Source organism: Gulosibacter chungangensis (assembly GCF_008831155.1).
GTDB classification, from domain to species: domain Bacteria; phylum Actinomycetota; class Actinomycetes; order Actinomycetales; family Microbacteriaceae; genus Gulosibacter; species Gulosibacter chungangensis.
Window position 1 is genome coordinate 96,948 of sequence record NZ_WBKB01000002.1, and the last position, 24,502, is coordinate 121,449.

General features: G+C 61.1%; 19 protein-coding genes. 10 read left to right on the top strand and 9 right to left on the bottom strand.

The features are described from left to right. Positions 1–23 precede the first annotated feature (23 nt). Positions 24–1,019: a 3,4-dihydroxyphenylacetate 2,3-dioxygenase gene (hpaD, locus tag F8O05_RS03865; RefSeq protein WP_158051452.1), complete on the bottom strand. Its 996-nt coding sequence runs from the start codon at positions 1,017–1,019 to the stop codon at positions 24–26. 137 nt (positions 1,020–1,156) lie between these two features. On the opposite strand from hpaD, the gene F8O05_RS03870 reads away from it, so the two are divergent. Together F8O05_RS03870 and F8O05_RS03875 are read left to right on the top strand one after the other, a co-directional pair. Continuing rightward, positions 1,157–2,164, top strand: coding sequence for a LysR family transcriptional regulator (locus F8O05_RS03870; RefSeq protein ID WP_158051453.1), 1,008 nt, complete (start codon positions 1,157–1,159; stop codon positions 2,162–2,164). Continuing rightward, the gene (locus tag F8O05_RS03875) at positions 2,164–2,577 is read left to right on the top strand and encodes a RidA family protein (RefSeq protein ID WP_158051454.1); all 414 of its coding nucleotides are present in this window, start codon (positions 2,164–2,166) and stop codon (positions 2,575–2,577) included. The genes F8O05_RS03870 and F8O05_RS03875 overlap by 1 nt, the downstream gene beginning before the upstream one ends. 9 nt (positions 2,578–2,586) lie before the next feature. Here F8O05_RS03875 and F8O05_RS03880 read toward each other — a convergent pair whose 3' ends face one another. Continuing rightward, on the bottom strand, positions 2,587–4,944 hold the full coding sequence (locus F8O05_RS03880; RefSeq protein WP_225735722.1) for an ATP-binding cassette domain-containing protein: 2,358 nt from the start codon (positions 4,942–4,944) through the stop codon (positions 2,587–2,589). 197 nt (positions 4,945–5,141) lie between these two features. On the opposite strand from F8O05_RS03880, the gene F8O05_RS03885 reads away from it, so the two are divergent. The 3 genes from F8O05_RS03885 (at position 5,142) to F8O05_RS03895 (ending at position 8,443) form a co-directional block, all read left to right on the top strand. Further along, positions 5,142–6,200 (top strand): pirin family protein, encoded by a 1,059-nt coding sequence (locus F8O05_RS03885; RefSeq protein WP_158051455.1) that lies wholly within the window; start codon positions 5,142–5,144, stop codon positions 6,198–6,200. Between the two features lie 11 nt (positions 6,201–6,211). Beyond that, positions 6,212–7,399 (top strand): heparan-alpha-glucosaminide N-acetyltransferase domain-containing protein, encoded by a 1,188-nt coding sequence (locus F8O05_RS03890; protein ID WP_158051456.1) that lies wholly within the window; start codon positions 6,212–6,214, stop codon positions 7,397–7,399. 168 nt (positions 7,400–7,567) lie between these two features. Further along, on the top strand, positions 7,568–8,443 hold the full coding sequence (locus F8O05_RS03895) for a VOC family protein (RefSeq protein WP_158051740.1): 876 nt from the start codon (positions 7,568–7,570) through the stop codon (positions 8,441–8,443). A 109-nt stretch (positions 8,444–8,552) separates the two neighbouring features. Here F8O05_RS03895 and F8O05_RS03900 read toward each other — a convergent pair whose 3' ends face one another. The 3 genes from F8O05_RS03900 to hrpB all read right to left on the bottom strand — a co-directional run bounded on the left by F8O05_RS03900 (position 8,553) and on the right by hrpB (position 14,111). Continuing rightward, positions 8,553–10,355, bottom strand: coding sequence for a DEAD/DEAH box helicase (locus F8O05_RS03900; RefSeq protein WP_158051457.1), 1,803 nt, complete (start codon positions 10,353–10,355; stop codon positions 8,553–8,555). Between the two features lie 39 nt (positions 10,356–10,394). Further along, positions 10,395–11,534 carry a baeRF11 domain-containing protein gene (locus F8O05_RS03905; RefSeq protein ID WP_158051458.1) on the bottom strand — a complete coding sequence of 380 codons (1,140 nt, stop codon included), beginning with the start codon at positions 11,532–11,534 and terminating at the stop codon, positions 10,395–10,397. An 84-nt stretch (positions 11,535–11,618) separates the two neighbouring features. After that, complete coding sequence (gene hrpB, locus F8O05_RS03910) at positions 11,619–14,111, bottom strand: ATP-dependent helicase HrpB (RefSeq protein WP_158051459.1); 2,493 nt, start codon at positions 14,109–14,111, stop codon at positions 11,619–11,621. Between the two features lie 151 nt (positions 14,112–14,262). Here hrpB and F8O05_RS03915 point away from each other — a divergent pair, with 151 nt between their 5' ends. Together F8O05_RS03915 and F8O05_RS03920 are read left to right on the top strand one after the other, a co-directional pair. After that, positions 14,263–15,729 carry an SPFH domain-containing protein gene (locus tag F8O05_RS03915; protein WP_158051460.1) on the top strand — a complete coding sequence of 489 codons (1,467 nt, stop codon included), beginning with the start codon at positions 14,263–14,265 and terminating at the stop codon, positions 15,727–15,729. 160 nt (positions 15,730–15,889) lie between these two features. Then, a complete protein-coding gene (locus F8O05_RS03920) occupies positions 15,890–16,531 on the top strand; it encodes an alpha/beta hydrolase (RefSeq protein WP_158051461.1) in 642 nt (213 codons plus the stop codon). 5 nt (positions 16,532–16,536) lie between these two features. On the opposite strand, the gene F8O05_RS03925 is transcribed toward F8O05_RS03920, so the two are convergent. The 4 genes from F8O05_RS03925 to F8O05_RS03940 all read right to left on the bottom strand — a co-directional run bounded on the left by F8O05_RS03925 (position 16,537) and on the right by F8O05_RS03940 (position 22,186). Next, positions 16,537–19,569, bottom strand: a complete 3,033-nt coding sequence (locus tag F8O05_RS03925; RefSeq protein ID WP_158051462.1) for an AAA family ATPase — start codon at positions 19,567–19,569, stop codon at positions 16,537–16,539. Next, positions 19,566–20,732, bottom strand: a complete 1,167-nt coding sequence (locus F8O05_RS03930) for an exonuclease SbcCD subunit D (RefSeq protein WP_158051463.1) — start codon at positions 20,730–20,732, stop codon at positions 19,566–19,568. The genes F8O05_RS03925 and F8O05_RS03930 overlap by 4 nt, the downstream gene beginning before the upstream one ends. A gap of 54 nt (positions 20,733–20,786) precedes the next feature. Next, the gene (locus F8O05_RS03935; RefSeq protein ID WP_158051464.1) at positions 20,787–21,263 is read right to left on the bottom strand and encodes a hypothetical protein; all 477 of its coding nucleotides are present in this window, start codon (positions 21,261–21,263) and stop codon (positions 20,787–20,789) included. Positions 21,264–21,340: 77 nt separating this feature from the next. After that, complete coding sequence (locus tag F8O05_RS03940) at positions 21,341–22,186, bottom strand: DUF3097 family protein (protein WP_158051465.1); 846 nt, start codon at positions 22,184–22,186, stop codon at positions 21,341–21,343. 125 nt (positions 22,187–22,311) lie between these two features. Between F8O05_RS03940 and F8O05_RS03945 the strand changes: the two genes are divergently transcribed. The 3 genes from F8O05_RS03945 to F8O05_RS03955 all read left to right on the top strand — a co-directional run bounded on the left by F8O05_RS03945 (position 22,312) and on the right by F8O05_RS03955 (position 24,408). Further along, positions 22,312–22,812, top strand: coding sequence for an FHA domain-containing protein (locus F8O05_RS03945; RefSeq protein ID WP_158051741.1), 501 nt, complete (start codon positions 22,312–22,314; stop codon positions 22,810–22,812). Between the two features lie 5 nt (positions 22,813–22,817). Beyond that, on the top strand, positions 22,818–23,534 hold the full coding sequence (gene ftsR / locus F8O05_RS03950; RefSeq protein ID WP_158051466.1) for a transcriptional regulator FtsR: 717 nt from the start codon (positions 22,818–22,820) through the stop codon (positions 23,532–23,534). Between the two features lie 328 nt (positions 23,535–23,862). Further along, on the top strand, positions 23,863–24,408 hold the full coding sequence (locus tag F8O05_RS03955) for a MerR family transcriptional regulator (protein ID WP_158051467.1): 546 nt from the start codon (positions 23,863–23,865) through the stop codon (positions 24,406–24,408). Positions 24,409–24,502 lie beyond the last annotated feature (94 nt).

A 24,502-nucleotide genomic window follows, 5' to 3' on the forward strand; every position in this document is an offset into this window, starting at 1 on the left:
GTCACCCGGCCGTGATGCCCTAGCTAGTGGATGCCGAGATAGTCCTCGAGGGTGTCGGGGCTTGCTTGTAGCAGCGGTTCGCGCACCTGCTCGCCAGGAAATTCGCTGGCTTCGAAGAACCAACGACGGGATGCAGGCATACCCCAAAGCTGTGCCCGGCGGGGGTTAGAGATGTCCCAACGAATTGGTGGGGTCTCAAGGTCGATGAACTGGTAGTGCGTGTTGAACAATTCGATGCGGTGCTGATCCGGGTCACGAAGGTAGAGGAAAAGTGCGTTGCTGATTCCGTGACGCCCGGGGCCACGATCAATTTCGTCACCGGCGCCGAGCGCACCGGCAACATCCGCGGCATGGATCAGCGAGGAACCATCGGGTACGGCAAACGCGAAGTGGTGTAGCCGTGGGCCGCGGCCGTTCGTGAACACCAGGTCGTGCGTATTTCCCTTCACCTCCATCCAGCTTCCCCAAAGCTCGTCGGTACCGTCTTTCGCGGTGTACTCCGACATGCGCATCCCAAGGCTCGTCCAAAAGTCCGTTGCCTTTTGGACGTCGTAGGTGACGCACTGGTAGTGGTCCAGGCGCTGTGGCGCGCCAGCCACGAACTCATTGAAGTTCTGCATCTTTCGGTCCACCACCTCCATAGAGGAGGTGAACTCCATGTGGGTGCCAACGGGGTCGCGGAACTGGATGGTGGGGCCCTGGTGATCTTTCTCGACCCGCTGATACTCGAGATTATTGTCACGGCAGAATTTTTCGGCGGCAACAATATCGTCATCGGTGCGCACTCGGAAACCGACGTGCAGCGCATTCGGCTGCTCAGCCAGTTCGAGCACCAGCGAGTGGTGTGACGCCTCTTCGAGCCCGCGGAAGTACACGTGCTTGTCGGTTTCATCCGTGACGACGAGACCGCAAACATCGCGGTAGAAGTCGCGACTCTTCTCGAGATCGGTCACGGCGAGTGCGACGTGGCTCGCTCTGGTGATCGTGAACGCCGGATTGTGGTTGGTGGTCGGCAACATTGGTGACTCCCAAATAGGTTGGTGGCTCTCGGTAATACCGAAAGCTTCACAAGGAAATGCATCACTGGGAACTATTAACTCCTTGGGTGGGTCATATTTTGAAGCTATAGATCGCAGTGTGATCTATTGTTGAAGTTATGGAGTTGCGTCACCTCCGATACTTCACCACCGTCGTTGAATCGGGTTCGTTCACCGCCGCGGCCGCCGCGCTGCACATTTCGCAGCCACCACTGAGTGTTGCCATCGCAAAGCTCGAAGCACAGGCGGGTGTCCGACTACTCGAGCGTTCGCACCGCGGCGTGGAGCCCACCAGGGCTGGCCGCTATTTACTCGACGCGGCGTCTCGAGTGCTCGGCGAAGTGGATGAGATCCTCGAGACCCTGGGGCGATTCGGTTCGGGCATGGCAGGGTCCATCAGGCTTGCGGCCGTGCCGGTACTGATGTGGCATCGATTACCGAAGCTGCTGCGCTCGTTCAGTACGTCAGCTCCGGATGTCGAGGTCTCGATTGTGGATCCGCCGCCGTGGACTGCACTGGAAATGCTCGAACGAGGGACAGTGGACCTCGCAGCGATCATGGTTGCCGAACCCGATCGGTTCATGCGACGGCACGAGAATAAGTACGACATCCTCGACTGGGGCGAGATCCCGCTCGTCGCTGCCCTCCCCAAACAGCTCCGGGAAGGGGCGGTGTTGCCATCGATCAGTGGTGTGGGGGAGTCGGAACGTCTGGCACTGTCCTGGTTCGCGGGGCAGCCGCTGCTCTTACCGCAACGCACCGCTGCGGTCCCGAGCCTGCCGGAGGCGGTGGAAGCTGCGCTTCGTCACCACGGCATCACACCGAAGAGCCTTCGCACCGCGGAGACAATCCAAACCAGCCTGCCGTTGATCGAAGCGGGAATTGCCGCCGCAATCTTGCCCGACCCCGATCGGCAAAGCTTGCATAAATACGATGTCGATATTTATGAACTCGACCCCGCCCCAAGCCCGCTACAAGCGCTGGTGCTGGCTAGGAAGGATGCGTCAGATAATTCTGCGGTGAAGCGGCTTATCCAAGAAATCCAAGAAACGCTGCCGACGGAGGGTGAGCATCCAACGTTGGCGCCACCTGCAGCACCAAAAGCAACCATGAGGGAGGCACACTAATGCCAGCACAATCAAACAGAAATCACCGGCGACGGAGCATTTATTCGCCCGGCTTTAGCCACGAAAACCCTATCCCGGCGGCGAGCAAAATCGGCCCGTACGTGTTCTCGGGAGTGCTTACCGGTCGCGACCCGCAAACGGGGCAGCTAGGGGATGACCTCGCAGCGCAGTGCCGCCACGTCTTCACTCACGTGCGCAATGTGATGGCGGCGGCGGGCGGGTCCACTGACGACATCGCAAAGCTGAACGTGTGGCTGGTGGACTACCGCGATCGCGAGGCGCTCAACGCCGAATGGTTGGCGATGTTCCCGGATGCGGAAAGTCGACCGGCTCGCCAAGTCATGGCCGCGCAGCTTGACCGCGGTGCGCTCATCCAAGTGGACCTGGTGGCGATACTTCCTGACGCTTCTTAGCGACGCGACTCAGCCAGCGCTCGACACATATTGCGCCAAGTGTGTGCCCGTGAGCGTGCTGAGATTGCTCACGAGCGCCCGCGGGGTTCCCTCGTAGACGACGCGGCCACCGGCGGAGCCGGCACCGGGACCGAGGTCGATGATCCAGTCCGCATGGGCCATCACCGCTTGGTGATGCTCAATCACGATCACAGACTTCCCGGCGTCCACGAGTCGATCCAGCAGCGCGAGAAGATTCTCCACGTCGGCGAGGTGCAGACCCGTGGTGGGCTCGTCGAGCACATACACACCACCCTTCTCACCGAGGTGCGTGGCGAGCTTAATGCGTTGCCGTTCACCACCCGAAAGCGTCGAAAGCGGTTGCCCGAGCGAGAGGTAGCCGAGGCCGACATCTTCGAGCTGGCCGAGCACTTTCGCCGCGGCAGGAGTTTTGGCCTCACCTTGGCTGAAGAGTGCGCGGGCCTCGGATACCGAGAGGCTCAGCACCTCGCTGATGTCGAGACCACCGAGTTTGTATTCGAGCACCGATGCCTGGAATCGCTTGCCGCCACACTCATCGCAAACGCTCGAGACGGTGGCCATGAAACCAAGCTCGGTAAAGATCATGCCGATTCCCTTACACGTTGGGCAGGCGCCCTCCGAGTTGGAACTAAACAGCGCAGGTTTCACGCCGTTTGCTTTCGCGAAAGCCTTGCGGATCGGGTCGAGGACTCCCGTGTACGTGGCTGGATTGCTGCGCCGAGACCCGCGGATAGCGCTTTGATCGATGTAGATGACCTCGTCTTTGGGCATTGATCCGGCCACGAGTGAACTCTTCCCGGAGCCTGCCACACCAGTGACCACACACAACACTCCCAGGGGGATATCGACGTCGACGTCCTGCAGATTGTGCGTGTTCGCACCGCGGATCTCGATATTCCCGGAAGGTTTGCGAACCGTGTCTTTCAGCATTGCACGGTAGCTGAAATGCTTCCCGGTGAGGGTGTCGCTCTCGCGAAGCTCGGCGACCGTCCCCGTAAAGGTGATTTCGCCACCCTTGGTTCCCGCAAGGGGACCAAGATCGACGACATGATCGGCAATCGCGATGGTCTCGGGCTTGTGTTCCACCACGAGTACCGTGTTGCCTTTGTCGCGCAGCTGCAACAAGAGCTCATTCATTCGCTGAATATCGTGAGGATGCAACCCAATCGTGGGTTCATCAAATACGTAGGTGACGTCGGTGAGGGCGGAGCCAAGATGGCGAATGAGCTTGGTGCGCTGTGCCTCGCCACCCGAGAGTGTCCCTGCGGGGCGATCGAGTGAGAGATAACCGAGTCCGATATTTACGAAAGCATCCAGTGAGGCCGAGAGCGATTCCAGTAGCGGCGCGTAGGCGGGTTCATCCAGGCCGCGGATCCATTCCGCAAGGTCGGTGAGCTGCATCGCGCAGGCATCGGCAATGCTCACGCCATTGATCGTTGAATTCCGCGCGCCTTCGGCCAGACGCGTACCCGCACAGTCGGGGCAGGTTTGGAAGGTGACCGCGCGTTCGACGAACCGGCGAATATGCGGCTGCATCGCATCCTTGTCCTTGGACAGCATCGACTTTTGGATCTTTGGGATGAGCCCTTCATAGGTCATATTGGCGCCCTCCATTTTGACCTTGACCGGTTCCTTGTAGAGGAAGTCGTGGAGTTGGCGCTTGTTGAAGGTTTTGATGGGTTTGCTGGCATCAAAGAAGCCAGCGTTCGCGAACAGTTTCACGTACCAGCCGTCGGCGGTGTAGCCGGGAACCTTGATGGCGCCTTCGGTGATGGCAAGGTTCTCATCGAAAATCTCGGTGAGGTCGATGTCGTTGACAACGCCCATGCCTTCACATCGCGGGCACATCCCGCCGGTAACGTGAAAGGTCGCTTTCTCGGCAATCTTGTTGCCCTTTTGTACGGTCACGGCACCGCTGCCGCTGGCCGAAGGAACATTGAACGCATAGGCCTGCGGTCCGCCGATATGCGGCGTTCCCAGGCTGCTAAACAGGATGCGCAAGAGGGCATTCGCGTCCGTTGCAGTTCCCAGCGTGGAGCGTGGGTTCGCGCCGAGCCGCTCCTGGTCCACGATGATCGCGGTCGTGAGCCCCTCGAGTCGGTCAACTTCTGGCCGTGACAGCGAAGGCATGAACCCTTGCAGGAAGGCGCTATAGGTCTCGTTAATCATGCGCTGAGACTCGGCCGCGATTGTGCCGAAGACGAGCGAGCTCTTCCCTGAACCCGAAACCCCGGTAAATACGGTTAGTCGTCGCTTGGGGATCTCGAGCGAGACATTCTTGAGATTGTTTTCTCTTGCCCCCTGGACTCGAATGACGTTATGGCTATCGGCGACGTGTTCGTTCACGGGGTCTCCTCGCGTTGTGCAGCCTTCACAGTGTAGAGGTTTCGGGGTCGCCCAGTGCGTTGCGGATTGTTTATCCGTAGGGTTTGCGGCACTCACCGTCGCCGCGGCGCGTTCCAGGTGAGTCATCATTTCCGGGTGCGATCATGAGGCAAATCACTGGGCTGTCGGGTAGCAGCGCAGGTATTGAGGAGTGAGCGATGAGTAACACTGAGCGTCATCCGACTGAGCAGGTGTGCGAGAGCAGGTCGTACACCACCGCAGGTCTCAGCAGTGGCGTAATCGAGACCGATTCGGAGGTGTCCTTCCTGGAGCCTCGGCTTGTTCCCTTGGGTGGGTCGCGCGCAATGACCGTGAAGCGGCTCCTCCCGCAGCGTGCGAGGTCGCTGGTCGGGCCCTGGTGCTTTCTCGACTTTTATGGCCCTGACGACGTGTCGTGCACCGGTGGCATGGCGGTGCCGAGACATCCACACACCGGGCTTGCCACTGTCTCTTGGCTCTTCGAGGGGGCCATAGACCACATTGACTCGGCGGAGAATTGGGCAACCGTTACCCCAGGTGATGCGGTGTTTATGAACGCCGGGTACGGCATTACTCACTCGGAATTTTCGACCGAGGAAACAACCGTGCTCCATGGCGCGCAACTGTGGTACGCCTTTCCGCAAGAGCATCGGTTTGTCGAACCATCGCTCGATAAGCACCGGCCGGAACCCGTAGTTGGTGCTGGTTGGAGCGCCAAGGTATTTGCAGGCGAGCTCCTGGGCGTGGTCTCACCGCTGAAGACCTACGCGCCGCTATCGGGTGCGGAGCTCCGGCTTGATCCGGGCACGGTGCTGGATATCGACGTTCCGGTGGGCCATGAGCATGCACTGTTGCCGGTGGAAGGGCAGCTGCGATTGAACGGACAGGATGTGCCGGGCGATCACCTCACGGTCATTGAAACTGGTACCGCCCGCTTATGCCTCGAGGCTGGCGAAGAACCGGTCCTCGCGCTGCTGATCGGTGGTGAACCGCTCAACGAATCCATTGTCATGTGGTGGAACTTCGTGGGGAGGGACCACGATGAAATTGTGAAATACCGAAGCGAATATCAGAACGAAATGGGTTTTGAGGCGGGGGATGCCACCGCATCCGAGCGGGGGATGCGACGCTTCGGCAGCTTTCCGCCGCGGCAGCCGGCGCCGCTCCCGGCACCAGAACTCCCGATTACCCGGATGAAGCCCCGCGAGCAACCGCCACGGCACCCAAAGAATGATTGACAGTTGGCCTCATGAGTAACCCGGCAGCGGTAACCGCGGCGAACGCCCCAACCGGGGCGCTTCGCCCGACCCCGTGGAGTCGGCTTCGAGACTTCGGTCGGCCACCGCGCTTTATGGGACTCGACCTCGCTCGGGCGATCGCCATCATTGGCATGGCGGGGGCGCACATGGCTTCATTCGGCGAGGTCAATATTTGGCAGCCCGAGACGTATTTGGGTGTTGTGCACGGGCGCTCTTCGATTCTGTTTGCCGTGTTGGCGGGAATCTCTGTGGCAATCATGACCGGGCGCACGAACATTCCGGAGCGGGAGCAAATGCCGCGACTGCGCGGAAAGCTCTTTGGTCGGGGCGTGATGATTTTCCTCTTCGGCATCTTCTGTGAACTGTTGGCGGTGCCGGTGGCGGTCATCCTGACGTTCTATGGCGTGCTCTACATCGTGGTGATGCCCTTTTTGCGGCTCTCCGTCGGTGCGCTGTTGACGATTGCGGTCGTCATCGCCGTATTCGGGCCGACGATCACTGCGGTCTTGGTAGCTGCGGGCCTGGGCGGCGGGGGCTTTGATTTTCTCATTGCCGGGTTTTATCCATTGGCGGTGTGGTTGCCACTCATGTTGGTGGGTCTGGCAATCGGTCGCCTGCCACTTTCTTCCTGGCGCGTCGCGGCCGGATTGGCGTCCGTCGGCGCGGGCATTTCAGTCCTCGCCTACGGAGTCTCGGCTGCTTTAAACGGTGCGGAGGGTGCCGCGGTCGAGGGACCGTTCAACTCGGATGCTGTTGAACTTCGAACGCCCGGGGAAGTGGTTGTGCACAGTCTGATTGCGAGCTATCCGCACTCCGGTGGGACGCTGGAGATTTTTGGTTCCGGCGGACTCGTCATTGCAGTCATTGGAGTCTGCTTGCTGCTCGCCAGGCCGCTGCGGTGGCCGTTGATTCCCGTCGCTGCACTTGGCTCGATGCCGCTGACGTCCTATACGGGACACCTCGTGATCATTGTGCTGGTGTGGGGGCCCTGGAACCTTCCGCACAGCAGTGCAGCCTGGGCGTGGACCGTATTGGGTCTCGTGCTTGGGTGCACGGTCTGGATGATGCTGTTCGGGCGAGGTCCGCTCGAGGGAATCGTCAAAGTGGCCTCGGATGCGATGGTCGCGGATGCGCGCCCGGTGCAGCAGGTGACGGAGTCGGTGAAGAAACCGATATAAATACTTGTCATTGCAAGTAAATGCGCCTACGATATTACTTGTAGCAGCAACTAAATTGGTTGCGCGGTAACTTTGGGAGGCATCGTGGCAGACACCACCATCGCACAGAGCAACCAGTCCGAAGAAGCAAGCCAAGTCACTGAACGAGTCATTAACCCGGCGACCGGGATGGCCGCGGTGACGCTCCACGTAGGTGATCTCGCGAATATGTCGAGCTACTACGAGAATGCACTCGCACTCGAGCCCATCGAAGAAAAGGCGAACCGCGGTGGCGTGCAGCGAGTCCTAGGGCGGGGTGGGATCCCACTCATGCGGCTGGTGGAGACCAAGGGGCTACCGGGCGTGAATCCGCGTTCGGCGGGTCTGTTCCACACGGCCTTCTTGTTCGAGACCCCGGCCGCGCTCGCGGCAACCGTCTACAGTGCGGCCGCCGATCAGCGCAGCCGCTTTGCGGGCTCGAGCGACCACCTGGTGAGCGAAGCCTTCTATTTCCAGGATCCAGAGAACAATGGCATTGAGCTATACCTGGACCGTCCGCGGGATCAGTGGGTGAAAAACGCGGCGGGTGAAATCAAAATGGATACCACTTTCCTTGACCCGAACGCCTACCTCCGCGAGCACCTGACCGAGGATGTGTTGAAGAATTCTGCGAAGCAGGAGAGCATCATCGGTCATGTCCACCTGCAGGTTGGTGACATTGCCACGGCCCGCCAGTTCTATGTGGATGCTCTCGGTTTCGAAGCGACGCTCGCGAGCTACTCGGGTGCCCTCTTTGCGTCGGCTGGTGGCTACCACCACCACGTTGCGATGAATATTTGGAATAGCGCCGGTTCCGGCCCCCGTGCCGCATCACTCGGCCTCGGCGATGTGGCCATCGTCGTTCCCGGGCGTGAAGACCTGGATGCGCTGGCCGCACGCCTGCGCAGTCAGCGCATCCAGTTCGCTGACAAAGGCAACGAGATCGTGGTCAACGACCCGTGGGGTACCCAGGTAACCGTTTCGCTGCCGAACACCACTGCCGAAAGCCTCCTTACGCGCGGATAGCGTTGGTCTCGCGCTGGGCATGAAATCGCGAGTGGCAACGTAAAAGGCCTCCGAATGATCGGAGGCCTTTTGCGATACGCGGGTGTGCCGCTATGCCGTGGAGGGTGCTCTAGTAGCGCTTGAAGGGCTTGCGGGAGCCGCGGTCGTTATTCCAGCCGCCACCGTGGCCGCGACCGCCGCGGTCACCTCGGTAGCCGCCACCGCCACCGCCGCCGCGCTTTCCACCGCGGTCCGGCTTGATCTCGATTGGGCGACCGCCCACTCGGGTGTTCTGCAGCTTGTCGAGCACCGACTGGTCGATGTTCTCGGGTAGTTCGACGATCGAGAAGCTCGGGTAAATGTTGATCGCGCCGATGTCGTCGCGGGAGAAACCACCCTCGTTCGCAATGGCGCCGACGATGCGGCCCGGAAGGGCGCCATCGCGCTTGCCCACTTCGATGCGGTAGGCGGTCTTGCCCTCGGAGGACCGTCGGCGCGGGCCGCGATCATCCCGATCGCGACCGCGGTCACGGTCGCGATCCCGATCAAAGCGCGGACGCTTCAAGAGATCGTCTTCATTCGGGTCAAGGAGCAGTGGCGTCTCGCCCTGGGCGACCACGGCAAGCGCCGCGGCAACATCTGATTCCGGGACATCGTGGTGACGCACATAGTGGTCGATGATGTCGCGGAACGCGGTGATGCGCTGGGTTTGCTGGAGCGCTTTGGTGATGTCGTCATCGAAGCGCGCGAGGCGGGTCTCATTGACATCCGCGGCGGAGGGAAGTTGCATTTCTTCCATCGGCTGCCGGGTGGTGCGCTCAATGTGATTGAGCAAACGGCGCTCGCGCGGCGTGACAAAGCTGATTGCCGCACCCGTACGGCCCGCGCGACCGGTACGGCCGATGCGATGCACGTAGGATTCGGGGTCAGTAGGAATATCGAAGTTCACGACGTGGGTGATGCGGTCCACATCGAGACCTCGAGCGGCCACGTCGGTGGCCACCAGGATGTCGAGTTTGCCAGACTTCAGATTGTCCACGAGACGTTCACGCTGCGCCTGTGGCACGTCACCGTTCAAAGAACCGGCCGAGAAGCCGCGCGCGCGAAGCTTCTCCGCGAGCTGCTCGGTCTCGCTCTTCGTGCGAACGAAGACAATCATGCCTTCAAACTCTTCGACCTCGAAGATGCGGGTGAGCGCATCCACCTTCTGCGGGTAGGCGACCACGAGATAGCGCTGCGAAATATTCGCAGAGGTGGTGGTCTTCGACTTCACCGTGATCTCGGCCGCATCATTGAGATACTTCTGCGAGATGCGACGAATCTGCGGCGGCATGGTGGCCGAGAAGAGCGCCACCTGCTTGTTTTCCGGGGTGTCCGCGAGGATGGTTTCAACGTCCTCCGCGAAACCCATTTTGAGCATCTCATCGGCTTCGTCGAGCACGAGGTACTTCAACTGCGAGAGATCGAGCGTGCCGCGCTTGAGGTGGTCCATGATTCGGCCCGGAGTACCGACCACGACATCCACACCGCGCCGAAGGGCGTGTAGCTGCCCACCGTAGGCCTGCCCGCCGTAGATCGGCAGGAGTCTCACCTCAGGCATCTTGGCGGCAAAGCTTTCAAAGGCTTCGGCCACCTGCAAGGCAAGCTCGCGAGTGGGGGAGAGCACCAGCGCTTGCGGAACGCTGGCGCCGGGGTCCATCCGGGAGAGGATCGGGAGCGCAAACGCCGCCGTCTTACCGGTACCGGTCTGGGCCAGGCCGACAACATCCCGTCCCTCAAGGAGGGTCGGGATGGTCGCTGCCTGAATGGGCGAGGGCCGTTCGTAGCCGATCGCTTTAATTGCGTCGAGGACCGGGGCGCTTAGCCCGAGATCGTCGAACGTGGGGGTGGCGTCGTGCGCCTCTGATTCTGGGCCATTCGATTGAGGCGTCATAGGCTTAAGGCTACTCGGTCGAAACGGGTTCCTGGACCGCTATGCGTTAATCGTGGCACGGAAGGTTGCCGCAACGGGGGAGTCCTCCGGCAGGTCGCCGCGACGAACCGCCACCACTCGGCCACCCGTGCGTAGCACTCGCGCCGCGATTTCATCAACGAGGCGGTACGTCGTAGGCCCGGGCTCAGGAACCGGGATGACCTCACCGAAGTCATTGATGATGCCCTCGTCGTTAGTTTCAATGTCAAAGAGCAATGACTCAACCTGGCCACCGGTGGCGGCCTGCGCCACGGTTTCAAGGTTTGCGCTGGCGCGCTGCTGCGGTTTGCGATTACCGAAGGTTTCGCACCAGGTCTCGAGTTGTGAGGCATAGCGACGGTCAAGAATTACGCGTCCTCGCGCTTCGAGCTCCGCATTCGACAGCGAAGCCGGGTTCGCGTCGATACCCTCTTCAACAAGCGCCCCGTACGTGTTGATTTGTCGATATGCCGGCGCCAGTTCGGCTGAGGCGGCGAGGATCAGCGGAGCGGTGTCATTCCCGATTTCGTGGAGCACCGCATCCTGCACGATTGAGCAGTAGCGACGCAACTCGACCTTGGGGCCAAGCGTGCCATCGGCCTTGTGCCGGTCGGCACGACCACCATTTTCGTCCCGACCGAGGACATCGGCGGCGTCCGCCGGAAGTGTGGTGAGCTCAATCGGTCGACTGTTCGCTTGCGAGTCGAGGAAGTGGAGCCGTACTTCGCCCACCGTGACCGCCAGCACATAGCCGGTGTGGCGGAAACTTGCGGAGCGAACCAGTGGACCCACGTCGTAGCGGTCACCGACCGCGGTCAATGGCGCGAGTTGATTCATCAGCCGGAAGGCGCTGAGCCCCTCCGGTGACACAAACACGGCCACCGTTCTTGCCTGCGAGGCCCAGAAGTCGCGGTCGGCTTCCAGCCCACGCACGTGTTCGGCGATCGCATCACGGTCCGCTTTTGGTACGTCAATCTTGGCAAGATCGTTCAGTGCCTCACCGGTGGCCGATCGAAGGGAGAGGCGCACGGCTTCGGTGTCGTGGACAACGGCGGAACCATCGCCGCTCGCGGCAGCGCTGACGTAAATCGAAACGCTCGCAACATTGCGGTGCTTCGTGAGGCTGGCGAATTCTTCTGCGGTAGGAATATCGATGCTCATTCCCGCATATTACATATCGATCATTGGAACTCAATCAATGCGCGCCATTGTAAGAAAACGCTGATGAACGCGAGCAACTGCCTGCTATCTTGCAGACTTCTTCGTGCCTCGTTTCGGCGCTGCGGTAAGGGGGTCTTCGGGCCACGGATGCTTCGGGTAGCGACCGCGCATTTCGGCACGAACCTGCGTGTACGCATTCGCCCAGAAGGACGCCAGATCATCGGTGACGGCGAGCGGCCGCTGCGCCGGTGAGAGCAAATGCAGCAGCACCGGTACTCGGCCAGCCACGAGTCTCGGAGTGGCCAGCCAACCAAAGCACTCCTGCAGTTTCACGGCCAACACCGGTGGTGCGTCCGGATCATCGACTGCCGGGTAATCGACGCGGATACTTGACCCGCTCGGTACTTCCAGCCGTTCCGGCGCGAGCTCATCGAATTTGCTGGCTTCGGGCCACGGCATCAGGCGCCGCAAGGGTTCCACAAGGTGGATGCGATCAAACCGAGCGCCTGTCGCCAGCGCATCCAGCTCGGGGCCCAGCCACTCGTCCAGCAGAGCGAGGAGTGCCGCTTCTGAGACGTCCGGCCACGGCGCGCCGAGCGTGCGGTGTAGCAGTCCCAGCCGGGCACGCAATTGGACCGCTTCGGGTGACCACTTAAAGGCACCAAGACCGCGTTCGTGGAGCATCGCGACCACGGCGGTACGTGCCTGCGCCGCATCCGGTGCCACCGCAACCGCGGAGAGTTCAATCGCACCGAGTGCCCGAACCCTGCGGCCCACGAGTCGATCCTGCTGCCAGCGGGTTTCCACTTCTTCACGCAAGAGGCTGCCAGCGGCGAGTATTGCCGTGTCCATGGACACCGGCACAGCCGCGCGGATCACGGTGCCCTGCGAAGTGCGTCCCAGGTCCGCGACCGCCAACCACTCCTGGTCCGACAACGCGCTGTGGCGAAGTAACCTCGCGCCGGTCCCACTCGCGAGCAGATACTCGTCCCCGCGTCGGCGCGCGAGCCGCTCCGGATAGGCCAAGCCCACTACGAGCGCAAGCGCCTCATCATCAGACAGCCGCTCTTCCGAATCCGGTCGGGCTGCGGAGGGCGCAAGTTGATCCAGGCGTTTCGCATCCTGCCGCCAGCGACGTGACGCGGGGGAGCCGCCACGGCGAAGGTCACGCAAGAGTGCCGCTAGATCCCCACCCGGAGCACGCTGGTCCGATTCGACCGCGGCAACGAGCTGGGCTGCCCGCTCACCGCCGAGTATCTCACTCGCATCGATCAGCGCCCGTGCCATTCGAGGATGGGTGGGGATGCGTGCAATCTGCTTCCCACGCGCCGTGACAGTGACCCGGTCTGCCTCGCACTCAAGGGCACCGATCGCCGCCAACGTCTCGTGCGCACGCTGGAGTGCGAGCGGATCGGGCGCATCCGGTAAGGCCATACCGACACCGCCGGGAGCACCCCAGACCGCGAGGGTGAGCGCGGCACTCGTGAGATCGGCACTGAGAATCTCGGGCCTGGTGTGCGCCGGAAACATTGCCCATTCGTGTTCCGCCACACAGCGAATCGCGATGCCCGGCCCCATGCGAGCCGCACGCCCTGCCCGCTGATCACCAGAAGCGCGAGCAACCGGCACCGTGACAAGCCCCGAAATGTTTCGCTCCACATCCAAGCGCGGTACTCGGGCGAGCCCGGAATCCACCACCACCCGGACATCCGGCACTGTCAGCGAAGATTCCGCCACCGAGGTAGCCACAATCACACGCTGCGCACCCGGGGTGAGCGCCGCATCCTGTTCGGCAGGAGATAGGGAACCGGTCAACGGCAGCGCCGAGATCCCGAGATCCCGCAGGCCCCGCACCACTTGCTCGACCTCCCAACTTCCCGGCAGAAAAGCCAGCGCCGAGCCGGACTCCATCTCCCGCAGCGCCGAAGCAGTGGTCTGCACAATGTGCCCAAGAAAATCCCGGCTCACCCCGCGCTGATCAAGCCGCGGCCCCTGTGCGGGCTGATACCGGATCTCCAGCGGATGGGGCTCGGCACCGGTGCGCACAATCGGAACGCTATCGCCGAGCAACTCCGCCCACCGCTGCGCATCCAACGTGGCCGACATTGCCACCAATCGTAGGTCCTCCCGCAACTCGGCCAGTTCACAGAGCATCGCGAAGGTGAGGTCCGCGTCCAGATCCCGCTCGTGCACCTCATCGAGCACCACCGCAGCCACACCGGGAAGCTCCGGGGACGCAAGCAACCGCCGCAACAGTAAACCGGCCGTAACAAACTCAATCTTGGTCGCGGCACTGGTGCGACTATCCCCACGAACCGAATACCCGACAGTCTGCCCAAGGGGCGTGCCAGTGAGCGAAGCGACCCGTGCTGCGGCCGCCCGCGCCGCAATACGACGGGGCTGCGTGACAATCACGCGCCCGCAGGCATTGGCAACCACCGGCGGTACCACTGTCGTCTTGCCGGAGCCAGGCGGAGCTTCCACCACGGCACGACCCCGCTGCGAGAGCGCCACTTCAAGTGGCGTAATGAGCGAGGCCGCGGGCAAACCCTGCGAGATCGAATCCAGATTGAACATGTCTGCCACAGGTTACCGGCAGGCGTCCTTGGCACCCGAACGGTTCATTGCGGATGCAACCAGTGTTGGATGCCCGAGGGCAGTGCGGCAAGGAATACTAAAGAACGAAAAGCGTCGGACCCGCCGACACTTACCGAAAGGCCCAAGCCCTATGGATTTCTTCGCCACGCCACTGCTCATAGTGGGCGTAGTCGTAGTCCTTGTCATTCTGGTGGTGCTCGCCATTATTTTCGCGATCATCACCCGCACCTGGTACCGCACCGCCGCAGCCGATGAGGCGCTGGTCATTACCGGGAAAGCAAAACGCGGTGCCGAGTCGTCCAAGATCGATGTCGTTTCGGGTGGTGGTCTCTTCGTCAACCCCTTCACCCAGCGCTCCTCCAAGCTCTCGCTGCGCTCGCGGTCGATCGAAATCAAGCCAACCGCACAGGCGGCTAATGGTGTGACCGTCGACGTCGAGGGCATTGCGCTCGTGAAGATCGGGTCCAACCCGGACTATATCCGTCGGGCTGCCGAGCGATTCCTCTCACAGGACCGCGCGATCGAGGCATTCACGACCGAGGTACTCGAGGGTGCGCTGCGTGGTGTGGTTGCAACGCTGACCGTTGAGACGCTGATGAAGGACCGCAAGGCGCTTGCCGAGCAGATCGCCGAGGGCATCGAAGGAGACCTCGAGCGCCAGGGGCTCGTGCTTGACTCCTTCCAGATTCTGGGCATTACTGACCAGGGCGGCTACATTGAGGCCCTTGGTGCGCAGGAACTGCAGCGCGTGCATCGCGAGGCCGACACCGCCCGTATCGATGCCGAGCGTGCCGTGGCCAAGCGCCAGATTGAAACCAACGCTGAGACTCTCGTCGAGCGCACGCAGTTCCAGGAATCCGAGGCGGACTCCAAGGCACGCGTTGGTCGCGCGAACGCCGAAGCAGAGCAGGCAGAGGCGCTTCGTCGCGCCGAACTGCAGCAGGCAGTGCTCGAACAGGAAGCGAACAACAAGCAATCGCAGCTGGATGCGGAAGTGAAGAAGGTCGCGGACGCGAACCTCTACGAGCAGCAGCGAAAGGCTGACGCGCGCGCCTACGAGCAGGCCAAGGAAGCAGACACCCGTAAGCAGGTTGCGGAAGCGGATGCACACGCTCGCACCACCTCCGCACGTGCGGACGCAAGCGCACGCACGACCGCCGCGGAAGCTGAGGCAGCCGCTCGCCGCGCCGAAGCCGATGCGGAAGCGCACGCACGTCGCGTTCAGGCTGAGGCCGAGGCACTGGCGATTCGCCAGGCCGGTGAGGCTGAAGCAGCGTCGCAGCTCGCGATTGGTGAGGCGATCGAGAAGCACGAGCAGGTGCTCATCACGCAGAAACTCATCGACCAGTTGGTCCCGATGGTTGCCGAATTCTCGAAGGCACAGACGGCGATCGGTGGCTACACGGTGATCTCCACCGAGGGCGCGGCAGAGCACCAGGCTGCTCAGTCCGCCGCAACCCTCAAGGCGCCCTTCGACGCTGTCCAGTCCGCCACCGGTATCGACTTGGGTGCGATCATCCAGTCGAGCATCCAGGGCGAACGCACCGGCTCGGCGCTCGGAGACGCGCTGCGCGGGAAGACTGAAAACGGCGAGTAGGCACTAACCACTACGCGCTAACTCCTCAAGAGTAGGCATCGGCCGTGGGAACCATGCAAGGGTCCCACGGCCGATGCCTTTTTCGTGTTGGCGGATGTGTTTCGGGCAAGGCTAGCGACATGCCGGGTGCCTTCAGCGCGGATCCGGCAGACTTTGCATCATGACTAGCGCGATTACCCCTGCACCCATCCCAGCTGCTGTCGGGCCCCGAGAATCCGGTCCGGATGGGCGACCGCTCTTGCTGTTCATCCACGGCTTTGGCTCCAATGAGCGCGACTTGCCCTCGCTCGCCGAAAATCTGGGGGAGGGCTGGGACTGGATTTCGGTTCGTGCTCCTTATCCGCTGGTAAGCGGTGGCGCGGCTTGGTTCCCGCTGTCCGAAGGTGGTCCCTATGATCGCGGTGCCATTGACGCGTCCCTCGCTGGGCTGGAGGAGTTCATTGAGGCGCACACCAGTGGTCAACCTATCGTTCCGATCGGCTTTTCACAGGGTGGGCTGATGGTCACGGAGCTCTTGCGTTCGGGGCGCATTGCCATCAATGCTGGAGTGATTCTTTCGGGGTTTGTTGACCCGGAACCGCGCGAGAGCGATGCGCGGCTGCGCGAGAAGCGCCCCAAGGTATTTTTTGGCAGAGGCACTGCCGATCCGCTGATTGATGAGGAGCGTTTCGATACCACCGAGCGCTGGGTGAGGGAATACACGGATGCCACCGTGAAGGTTTACCAGGGGCTCGCGCACGCGGTATCTCACGAAGAAATCCTCGACGTGCGCGAGTTCCTCGATGATCTCGGACTCGTGTAATCGGGTTAACGGCGCAAGATCGGTTCTGCCAATACATCAGTACTGATGTCGCTGGAACCATCGGCGCTCACGAGCACATTGAGGTGTGCCGGGATGCGCTCCTGCATTGAAGTGACGTGACTGATCACGCCGATCATTCGCCCTCCTTCGCGAAGCTGGTCGAGGGTGCGCATCGCGACTTCGAGGGTGTCGCTGTCAAGTGAGCCGAAGCCCTCATCAACGAAGAGCGTGTCGAGGGCAATGCCGCCAGCCTGTGCGGAGACCACGTCTGCGAGGCCGAGCGCGAGCGCAAGCGATACGAGGAAGGTTTCACCGCCTGAGAGTGAATTCGGCGCGCGTGTCTTCCCGTTGTAGACGTCGAAGATTTTGAGACCGAGGCCTGACTGCCGGCCCCGGCTTGCCAGATCATCGTCGAGCTCCAGCTCATAGCGATTCGCGGTAATGCTGCCGAGCCGGGCGTTCGCGGCAGCGAGAACTTCTTCGAGATAGGCAGCTAGGATAAACGCTTCCAGGTTCTGCTTTCGTTCGTTTTGTCCGTTGAGGGCGTTGGCGAGTTCACGCTCCGCGGCGGCACGGGCCCCCATCGCGGCAATTTCGTTGAGCGTGGCAGTAGCTGATTTCACCGTGGTTCGTATTTCCTGGAGCAGGGTTTCGGCAGCGCCCAGCGCTTGGTTTGCAGCATCGAGTTGCACTTGCGCTTCCCGATCAGAACGTGTCGGCGACTCGAGTTCGATCGCTTCTTCGGGGAGATCTTTCAACTCCGGTTCGGCGAGCGTTTGCTCGGCGACGTGCAGATTCTTCGCGTGCGTTTCGCGTTCTGTCTCGAGGAGTTTGCGAGTTGCCTCGGTGAGGCGGGCCTTCGCGGCCGCTTCCGAAGTTTCGAATGGGCTGTCCGCAAGTGCGGTCGCCAGTTGGGCACGCTCCTGCGCCAATTGCTGCTCAGCCCGTTCGAGGATCTCCGCGGCGCTAACGACGTATTGGCAGGCAGTCTCCATGGCGCGAGTCCGAGCTAATCGTTCTTTCACGGAGGCAAATTTGCCGCGTAGAGCCTCTGCCCGCGTGCGCAAGTCACGCAATTGCGCTTCCAAGGTCGCAAGCTGCGAGCGAGCTTCGTCACGGGTGGAATTGAGCGACACCAGGCGTGCATCGTCGGAAGCGGCTGCTGCGTCGAGTGTGGACAATTCCGACTGCAGCGTTGCTATGCGCTTTTCGGCAGCCTGCGCTGCCGCAAGCGTTTCCTTTGCTGCGGTATGTCTTGCTTCGGCGTTCTCGAGGTCGAGGCCTGCCGCCAGGGTCCGGATGCGTTCTGCCTCTTGGGACGCGGCCCCACGCTTGTTCCGATGGGTTTCGGCGGTGACTTGGGCTTGTTTGACCGCCCGTTCAGCAGCTTGCAGCTCTTCGTCCGAGACTTCTGCCACTTCGCTCCGGGCGGGATCGGGGTGCTCTGTTGCTCCGCAGACCGAGCAGGGTTCACCATCGACGAGTTCTCCAGCGAGGTAGCTTGCTGCGCCGAGCCAGCGGCGATTAATGAGTTCCCGTTCGGCATCGGTGGCGGCAGTAGCTGCCGCCAAGGCGCGTTCGAGCTCCTGGGCTGCGTCGGTAACGTTTTGTTCAGCTGCAGGGAGCGCCTTCACCGCCTGTAACTGTTCGGTGGCCTTCGCGAGGGCTTCTGTCGCCGCAGCTATACCGGCTGCCGCCTCCGTAGCGGTGGAAAGCGCGGCGACTCGCTCTTCACGGATTGCCGGTCGTACAGCAATTTGTTGCTGTAAGGCGTCAAGATCTCCTTGGGCACGCGTTGTCGCCTCGCGTGCTTCCGCTACGTCCTTGGCTTTCTTCGAGATCAAGGTTTCGATGGCCTCATTTTCTCGCAGCGAACCCATTTCTTCGGTCAGTGTGCGAGCGACTCGGCGAATATCGGAAACGTTTGCCGCAGCATCGAGCATTGCGGGCCGATCGGCATTGGCCTCGACCTGGAGTTCTTCCGTAAGCCGTTGGCGCGCCTTGTCGTAGGACTCGGTTGCCGCCGTCAGCTGTTCCACGGCACGCTGCGTTGCCTTAATCACTGGGACCAGCGGGGCCGCCTGGGCATCAATCTCCAGTCGGTTGATTACCTCTTGCTGCATCCGGTCTTGGTCCGCAAGCAGAGTCCGCCGACTTGCTTGTGCCTTATCGCGTCGCTCTTGGCGGTTGCGTAACTCCGAGGCGCGTTGGAGGTGGGCTGCAGCTTCGGTGCGTGTTGCCGCAGCTTGATGGCGTGCAGCTTCAGACCGATGGTGGTGTTCCTTGGCTAATTGGACACAAGCCTGGAGCCACGCTTCGGAGACCTGCTGTGGTTCTGTTTCTGCGATCTCGACCTGATCGGGGGCGAGATCGTGACGACGGCGCTCGAGACGCTCTGCGTCTTCCGCGAGCTTGTCTTGGAGTCGCGCTAGTTTTTGCCCGGATTCTTTGGCGCGCTCGGCGAGTAGATCTGAGACTGTTTTGTAGCGCTCCGTACGGAAGAGCTTTCGCAGAAGATGCTGTCGGTCTTTAGACTCCGCTTGCAAGAATTTTTGAAACTGGTTTTGCGCGAGCATGACCACTTGCAAGAACTCCGTGGCGCTCAACGGGAAGATTTCCCGCAGCTTCTCGTCAACCACCCTGGGTGAATCGGCTGTGCCACGCCATTGGTCAGCTTGCCACTGCTCGAGAAACGCTTCCGATTTGCGGGTGGTTGTCCCAGTGCCGCGCTTTTTTGCCGCCTCATATTCGGGTGAGCGAGTGACCCGATACCGCTTGCCGCCGTGTTCGAACTCCAAGGACACACTCGACTCTTCGGTAAGGTCGGCGAAATTGCTGCGCACTCCTCGCGCAGCTCCCTCAAATCTCGGTGTCTGCCCGTAGAGCGCAAAGGTGATGGCATCAAGGATGCTGGACTTTCCCGCACCGGTTTTCCCACCGATCAGGAACAGTCCTTCTTCGGCAAAACGAGTGAAATCAATACTCTGCGGACGCCGGAAGGGACCGAAACCCTGGAGGTCCACCTTGAGGATTTTCATCGATTCGCCTCCTGTGCATTGAATTGGGCGAACACTTCCGCCAAGATGTCCCGTTCGATATCCGAGGCTCCTACTCCGTTGCGGGTGTGTTCCAGAAAACGTTCAACCCGCTGTTCATCGGTAATCGCGGCCGCGAGTTTGGCTTGATACGTCTGTTCATCGCGGTCCACCCGTACCTCGGGTGTGTGCTCGACATGGACCGCGTGCGGGAACCGAGTCCGAAGCCGTGCCATCGCATCGAGCGGGCGGGCTTGGTCAGTGAGGGCGGCCGCAACCCAATTGTCGCGATATGGCGAGAACGACTCATCGTGCAAGAGCTCCGACAGCGTGCCGTGCAGTCGAGATAGTGGCCGGGGGACCGGGAGATCAAGCCACTGTGCGCCCGCGAAGCCCTGTGCATCCAGCTCAATCAGCCACGCGCCGCGCACGGCCCCGGCCTCTGAGAAGGAATAGTGCAGCGGCGCGCCGGAATAGCGAATCTGTGGCCGTAGCTGCGCACGAGTGTGAATGTGACCGAGCGCCACATAGTCGAAGCCCTCAAGGGTGTCGAGCGGCACCACGTCGAGCCCACCCGCGGTCAAGTCTCGTTCGATGTCTTTGGCGTTGGCTTCTTCGGGTACGCCCGCAGCAAAGCAGTGCCCAATCAACACTGAACGGGTTGGGTTTGCAGCAAGATGCTCTCGCGCAAGGTCGGTTGCCCAACGCATCACTGCGGCCTGTGCCCGTGACTGCGGAGCACCGTCCAGATGCCGGACTAGGACGGGTTCGAGATAGGGCACACCGTAGAAGGTGACCGGCCCGAACTCATCACTGAGCGCAACTGACTCAAACGCGAGTTCGGGCCTCGCGATCACATGAATACCTGAAGCCTGCGCCCAGCGAGATTGAAAGCGCAAGCGTGCGGCGGAATCATGATTTCCACTGGTCAAAATGACCTGGGCGCCGGTACCGTGCAGTTCGATCAGCACATCAGTGAGCAGATCATAGGCACTTGCCGCTGGCATGGTGGAGTCGAATACGTCGCCAGCGACGACAACCACATCCACCTCGTTGTCACGCACGATCTCGACGAGCGTGTCGAGTACCTCACGGAGGTGCTCGTTCACCTGTTCACCGAAGAAGGTGCGACCGATATGCCAGTCCGAAGTGTGCAAAATCTTCATGTTCGCAGGGTATCCGTACCCGGCGACATCGATCGCTGTGGCGAGTGAGGGGCCCTAGGAAATCGGCTCGGCGGTCGCTGCCACCGCAACTTTTGGAATGATTCGTTTGACCTGCGATACCAGCATCCAGACAAGCAAGAACGCGATGACCGCATCCGCCGCAATGTAGAAATAGTGGGTGGTCGACCCACCTTCGGAGGTGCCGGCGAGCACGGCGTTGGTGTGCTGAGCCAACAGCGGTCGAATGATGGTCATCTTGACCGCAAACATCACGACCAGCGCACCGTAGAGCGACCAGGTTCGCCGATCCGCCCGCGGTTTCCAGAGGGATATCGCCATGAGGACCGCGAGTACAAGTTCCACGATGTTCATGGCGAGAAACACGAGTCGGCCGATACCCAAACCGAGCGGAATTGTGATGCCGGGGGCCTGGAACTTCAGCGGGGCTTCAATGAGATCGATCGCAATAATCATGCCAATCCAGATTGCCGGGAGGATGATTCGAAGCGCATAGGAGACACGAACAGACATGTCAGCAAGCCTACGGTGAGCGGTGTGCCAGCCTCCCCGCTAATGGCCGGGTTTATTCAATCGACTGGATGCGTACGTCAGGATCCCGGGGCCGTAACGAAGTCAATGAGTTCCTCCACGCGACCAATTACCGAGGGCTCTAGATCCTTCCAATCGCGGACACGATCAAGAATGAGTCGCCAGGCACGGGCGATATCAGCTTGGTCTTCGTGGGGGAGACCGAGCGCAGCACAGATTCCGTGTTTCCACGACTGCCCTCTGGGGATGACCGGCCACGCCTCGCGACCGAGTCGTTGCGGGCGCACCGCTTGCCACACATCGACATAGGGGTGCCCAACGACGAGCACCGCATCGGCACCGAACTGTTGGGTAATACCCTGTGCGATTCGGGTTTCCTTGGATCCCGCCACGAGGTGGTCGAGCAGCACTCCGACACGACGCGTGGATGTGGGGCCAAACTCACTCAGCACCGCATCCAGGTGATCAGCACCTTCCAGGTACTCAACGACGACACCCTCGACCCGCAGGTCGTGCCCCCACACCTTTTCGACGAGCTCTGCGTCGTGCCTACCCTCAACAAAGATGCGACCGGCGCGCGCGACTCGAGCCGGTGCATCCTTAACGAGGAAGGACCCGGAGGCGCTGCGCGCACGCGCAGCCGGAGCGGACGAGCGGAAAACCAGCGTCACTGCACCTTCGTCATCCATAAACGTGCCGTGGCGCGGAAAGGCCCTTGTCGAACCGTCAGCATCACGTAGCGTGACCGTCTCGCGGGTGGCTGCAACTAACTGGCCATAGAACTGTGTCGGTGCATCCTCAAGCCACATGCCCTTTCGTGCTGTCACCTCGCGCGGCTTGCTGGGCCGCTTGTTTGCACGGAACTTGGCTAGTGGATCGCGGTCATAGCGGTCATCGAAACTCACGCCGTGCAGTGTAGCCCGAGGTCGGATGATTTAGAGTTGTCCCAGGAAGCCCGGGCAGAATTGGGGAGATTGCCATCGCCGCGGGTGCGGTAGGGTTGACAGTCTTGACCAAGCAGGAGGATTACATGGCGCAGTTCGACGAGCGAGATTCCGAACAGGGCTCCAACGCCGGCGCCACCCCGGAACCGGACACATCTTCGACGATGTCGTTCACCGGGGACTTTAGCGCGCAACTTGCCGCGCTTATTGCCGGTGGAGTGTCCAAAGAAGAGATGGATTCGATTGGCGCGCTGCCGTCAGGCTCCGCCCTGCTCATCGTGCGTCGCGGGAATAACGTCGGTGCCCGGTTCTTGCTTGACACGGACCTGCAAATTGCGGGTCGACACCCGAACGCGGAAATCTTCCTCGATGACGTCACGGTTTCGCGCCGCCACGCCGAGTTCACGCGTCAGGGGCGTAACTTCCAGGTCCGCGATCTCGGTTCGCTGAACGGTACCTATTACAACGGCGAGCGCATCGACCAGGTACAGTTGGCAAACGGTGGGGAAGTGCAGATCGGTAAATACCGACTCACGTTCTACGCTTCGCCGCTTGACGCCAACGTAACCCCGATGGCAACTGAGTAAGCCCAATGGGTTTCGGTTCTGCGGCGTCGCGGTCTTCCGGGGCGCTGCCAAAGCTATCCATCGGCCAAGTACTACAGCGGCTGGCCAACGAACATCCTGATCTGACTCCCTCAAAGATTCGATTCTTGGAGGAGCAGGGGCTCGTTCACCCGGCTCGAACCACTTCCGGGTATCGCAAGTTTTCGGATGCCGATGTGGAACGAATCCGCACGATCTTGGCGCTGCAGCGTGACCATTACTTACCGCTCAAGGTCATCGCCGAGCACCTGGCATCGCTCGACCGTGGGGAGCGTCCGGAGTTGCCGACCCCGGTAGCCTCGCGACCGAAGACGAACGGCAGTATCCTCGCGAATGATGCGGAACTCAGCCGCGATGAGCTCCTACGTCGCTCAGGCGCTTCAAAGGAATTGCTCGAACAAGCGCAGGCAGCGAGCCTGATTCAGCGCACGAATAGCTTCCACGCAGATGACTTGAATTTGCTCGTGGCGCTGGCCGAACTTGAACGTAGCGGCATTGGCCCGCGCCATCTGCGACCGTTCCGCACGGCTTCGCAACACGAGATTGGTCTCATCGAGCAGGCACTCAGCGGCGTGGCTCGCAAGCCTGAATCCACGCATCGATCCCGCTCAGAAGCGAAAGCGGACGAACTCGCCGACGCGCTCGAGCGTGTCCGTCGGGGGCTCGTGCGGCAATCCCTACGTGGGCGAGCGCACGGTCGCTAGCGAAGAATAATGAGCAGCCCCGTGTCGTCACAGTGAAGATACGGGGCCTGCCTTTTCCGTGCGCAGTGCAGCGCAAGGTTACGGTTTGATCTCAACCTCAACTTGAACGTTAATCTTTCGGCGTGGCTCCCAGAATCTGGACGCGCTGATGAAAGCATCACATCGTTGTATTTCGACCCTCGAGGTATGACACGGCCTCACCTAGACTGAGTGTGGCCTATTAGTTCGCCGAGAGGCGGAAGATTCAGCGGGCGCGCCTTAGATGCGGTGTCGCCGGTGGAAGCTACCGTGAATGACAGGCAATGCGACGGGCAAGAAAGGTGACGTCATGAGTGCGCAGAACGATGGAGGCTCGGAAGGGCTTCAGCAGGAGCTGCTGTTTACCGACGGGCTTCCCGACCTCGATCCAACCCTCGGGTACCGCGGCGCAGTCGCTGCACGTGTCGCTGGGATCACCTACCGTCAGCTTGACTATTGGGCACGTACGCACTTGGTCGAGCCGAGCATCCAGGATGCGACCGGTTCGGGCTCGAAGCGGCTGTATTCCTTCCGGGACGTCTTGGTGCTCAAGCTCGTGAAGCGACTGCTTGAGACAGGAATCTCGCTGCAGCAAATTCGCATCGCCGTAGAGCAGTTGCATGATGCCGGCATCACCGACCTCGCCCAGACGACCCTCATGTCGGATGGTGCGAGTGTGTATCTGTGCACCTCAAATGATGAGGTGATTGACCTCGTACAACGCGGACAAGGTGTGTTTGGCATTTTTGTTGGACAGGTACTACGCGAAGTCGAAGATAACCTCGTGGACATCGAAACCGACGAGGTCGACCCGCTGGATGAGCTCGCTGCGCGCCGAAAGAACCGCGCCAGCTAGCAAACAAAGAAGCTCATTTGTAGCTAACCACCAAATCTCAATGCGAGGTTTTGTGCCCTCTTCGGATATATTCATGGCAACCGTTGTGAATCAG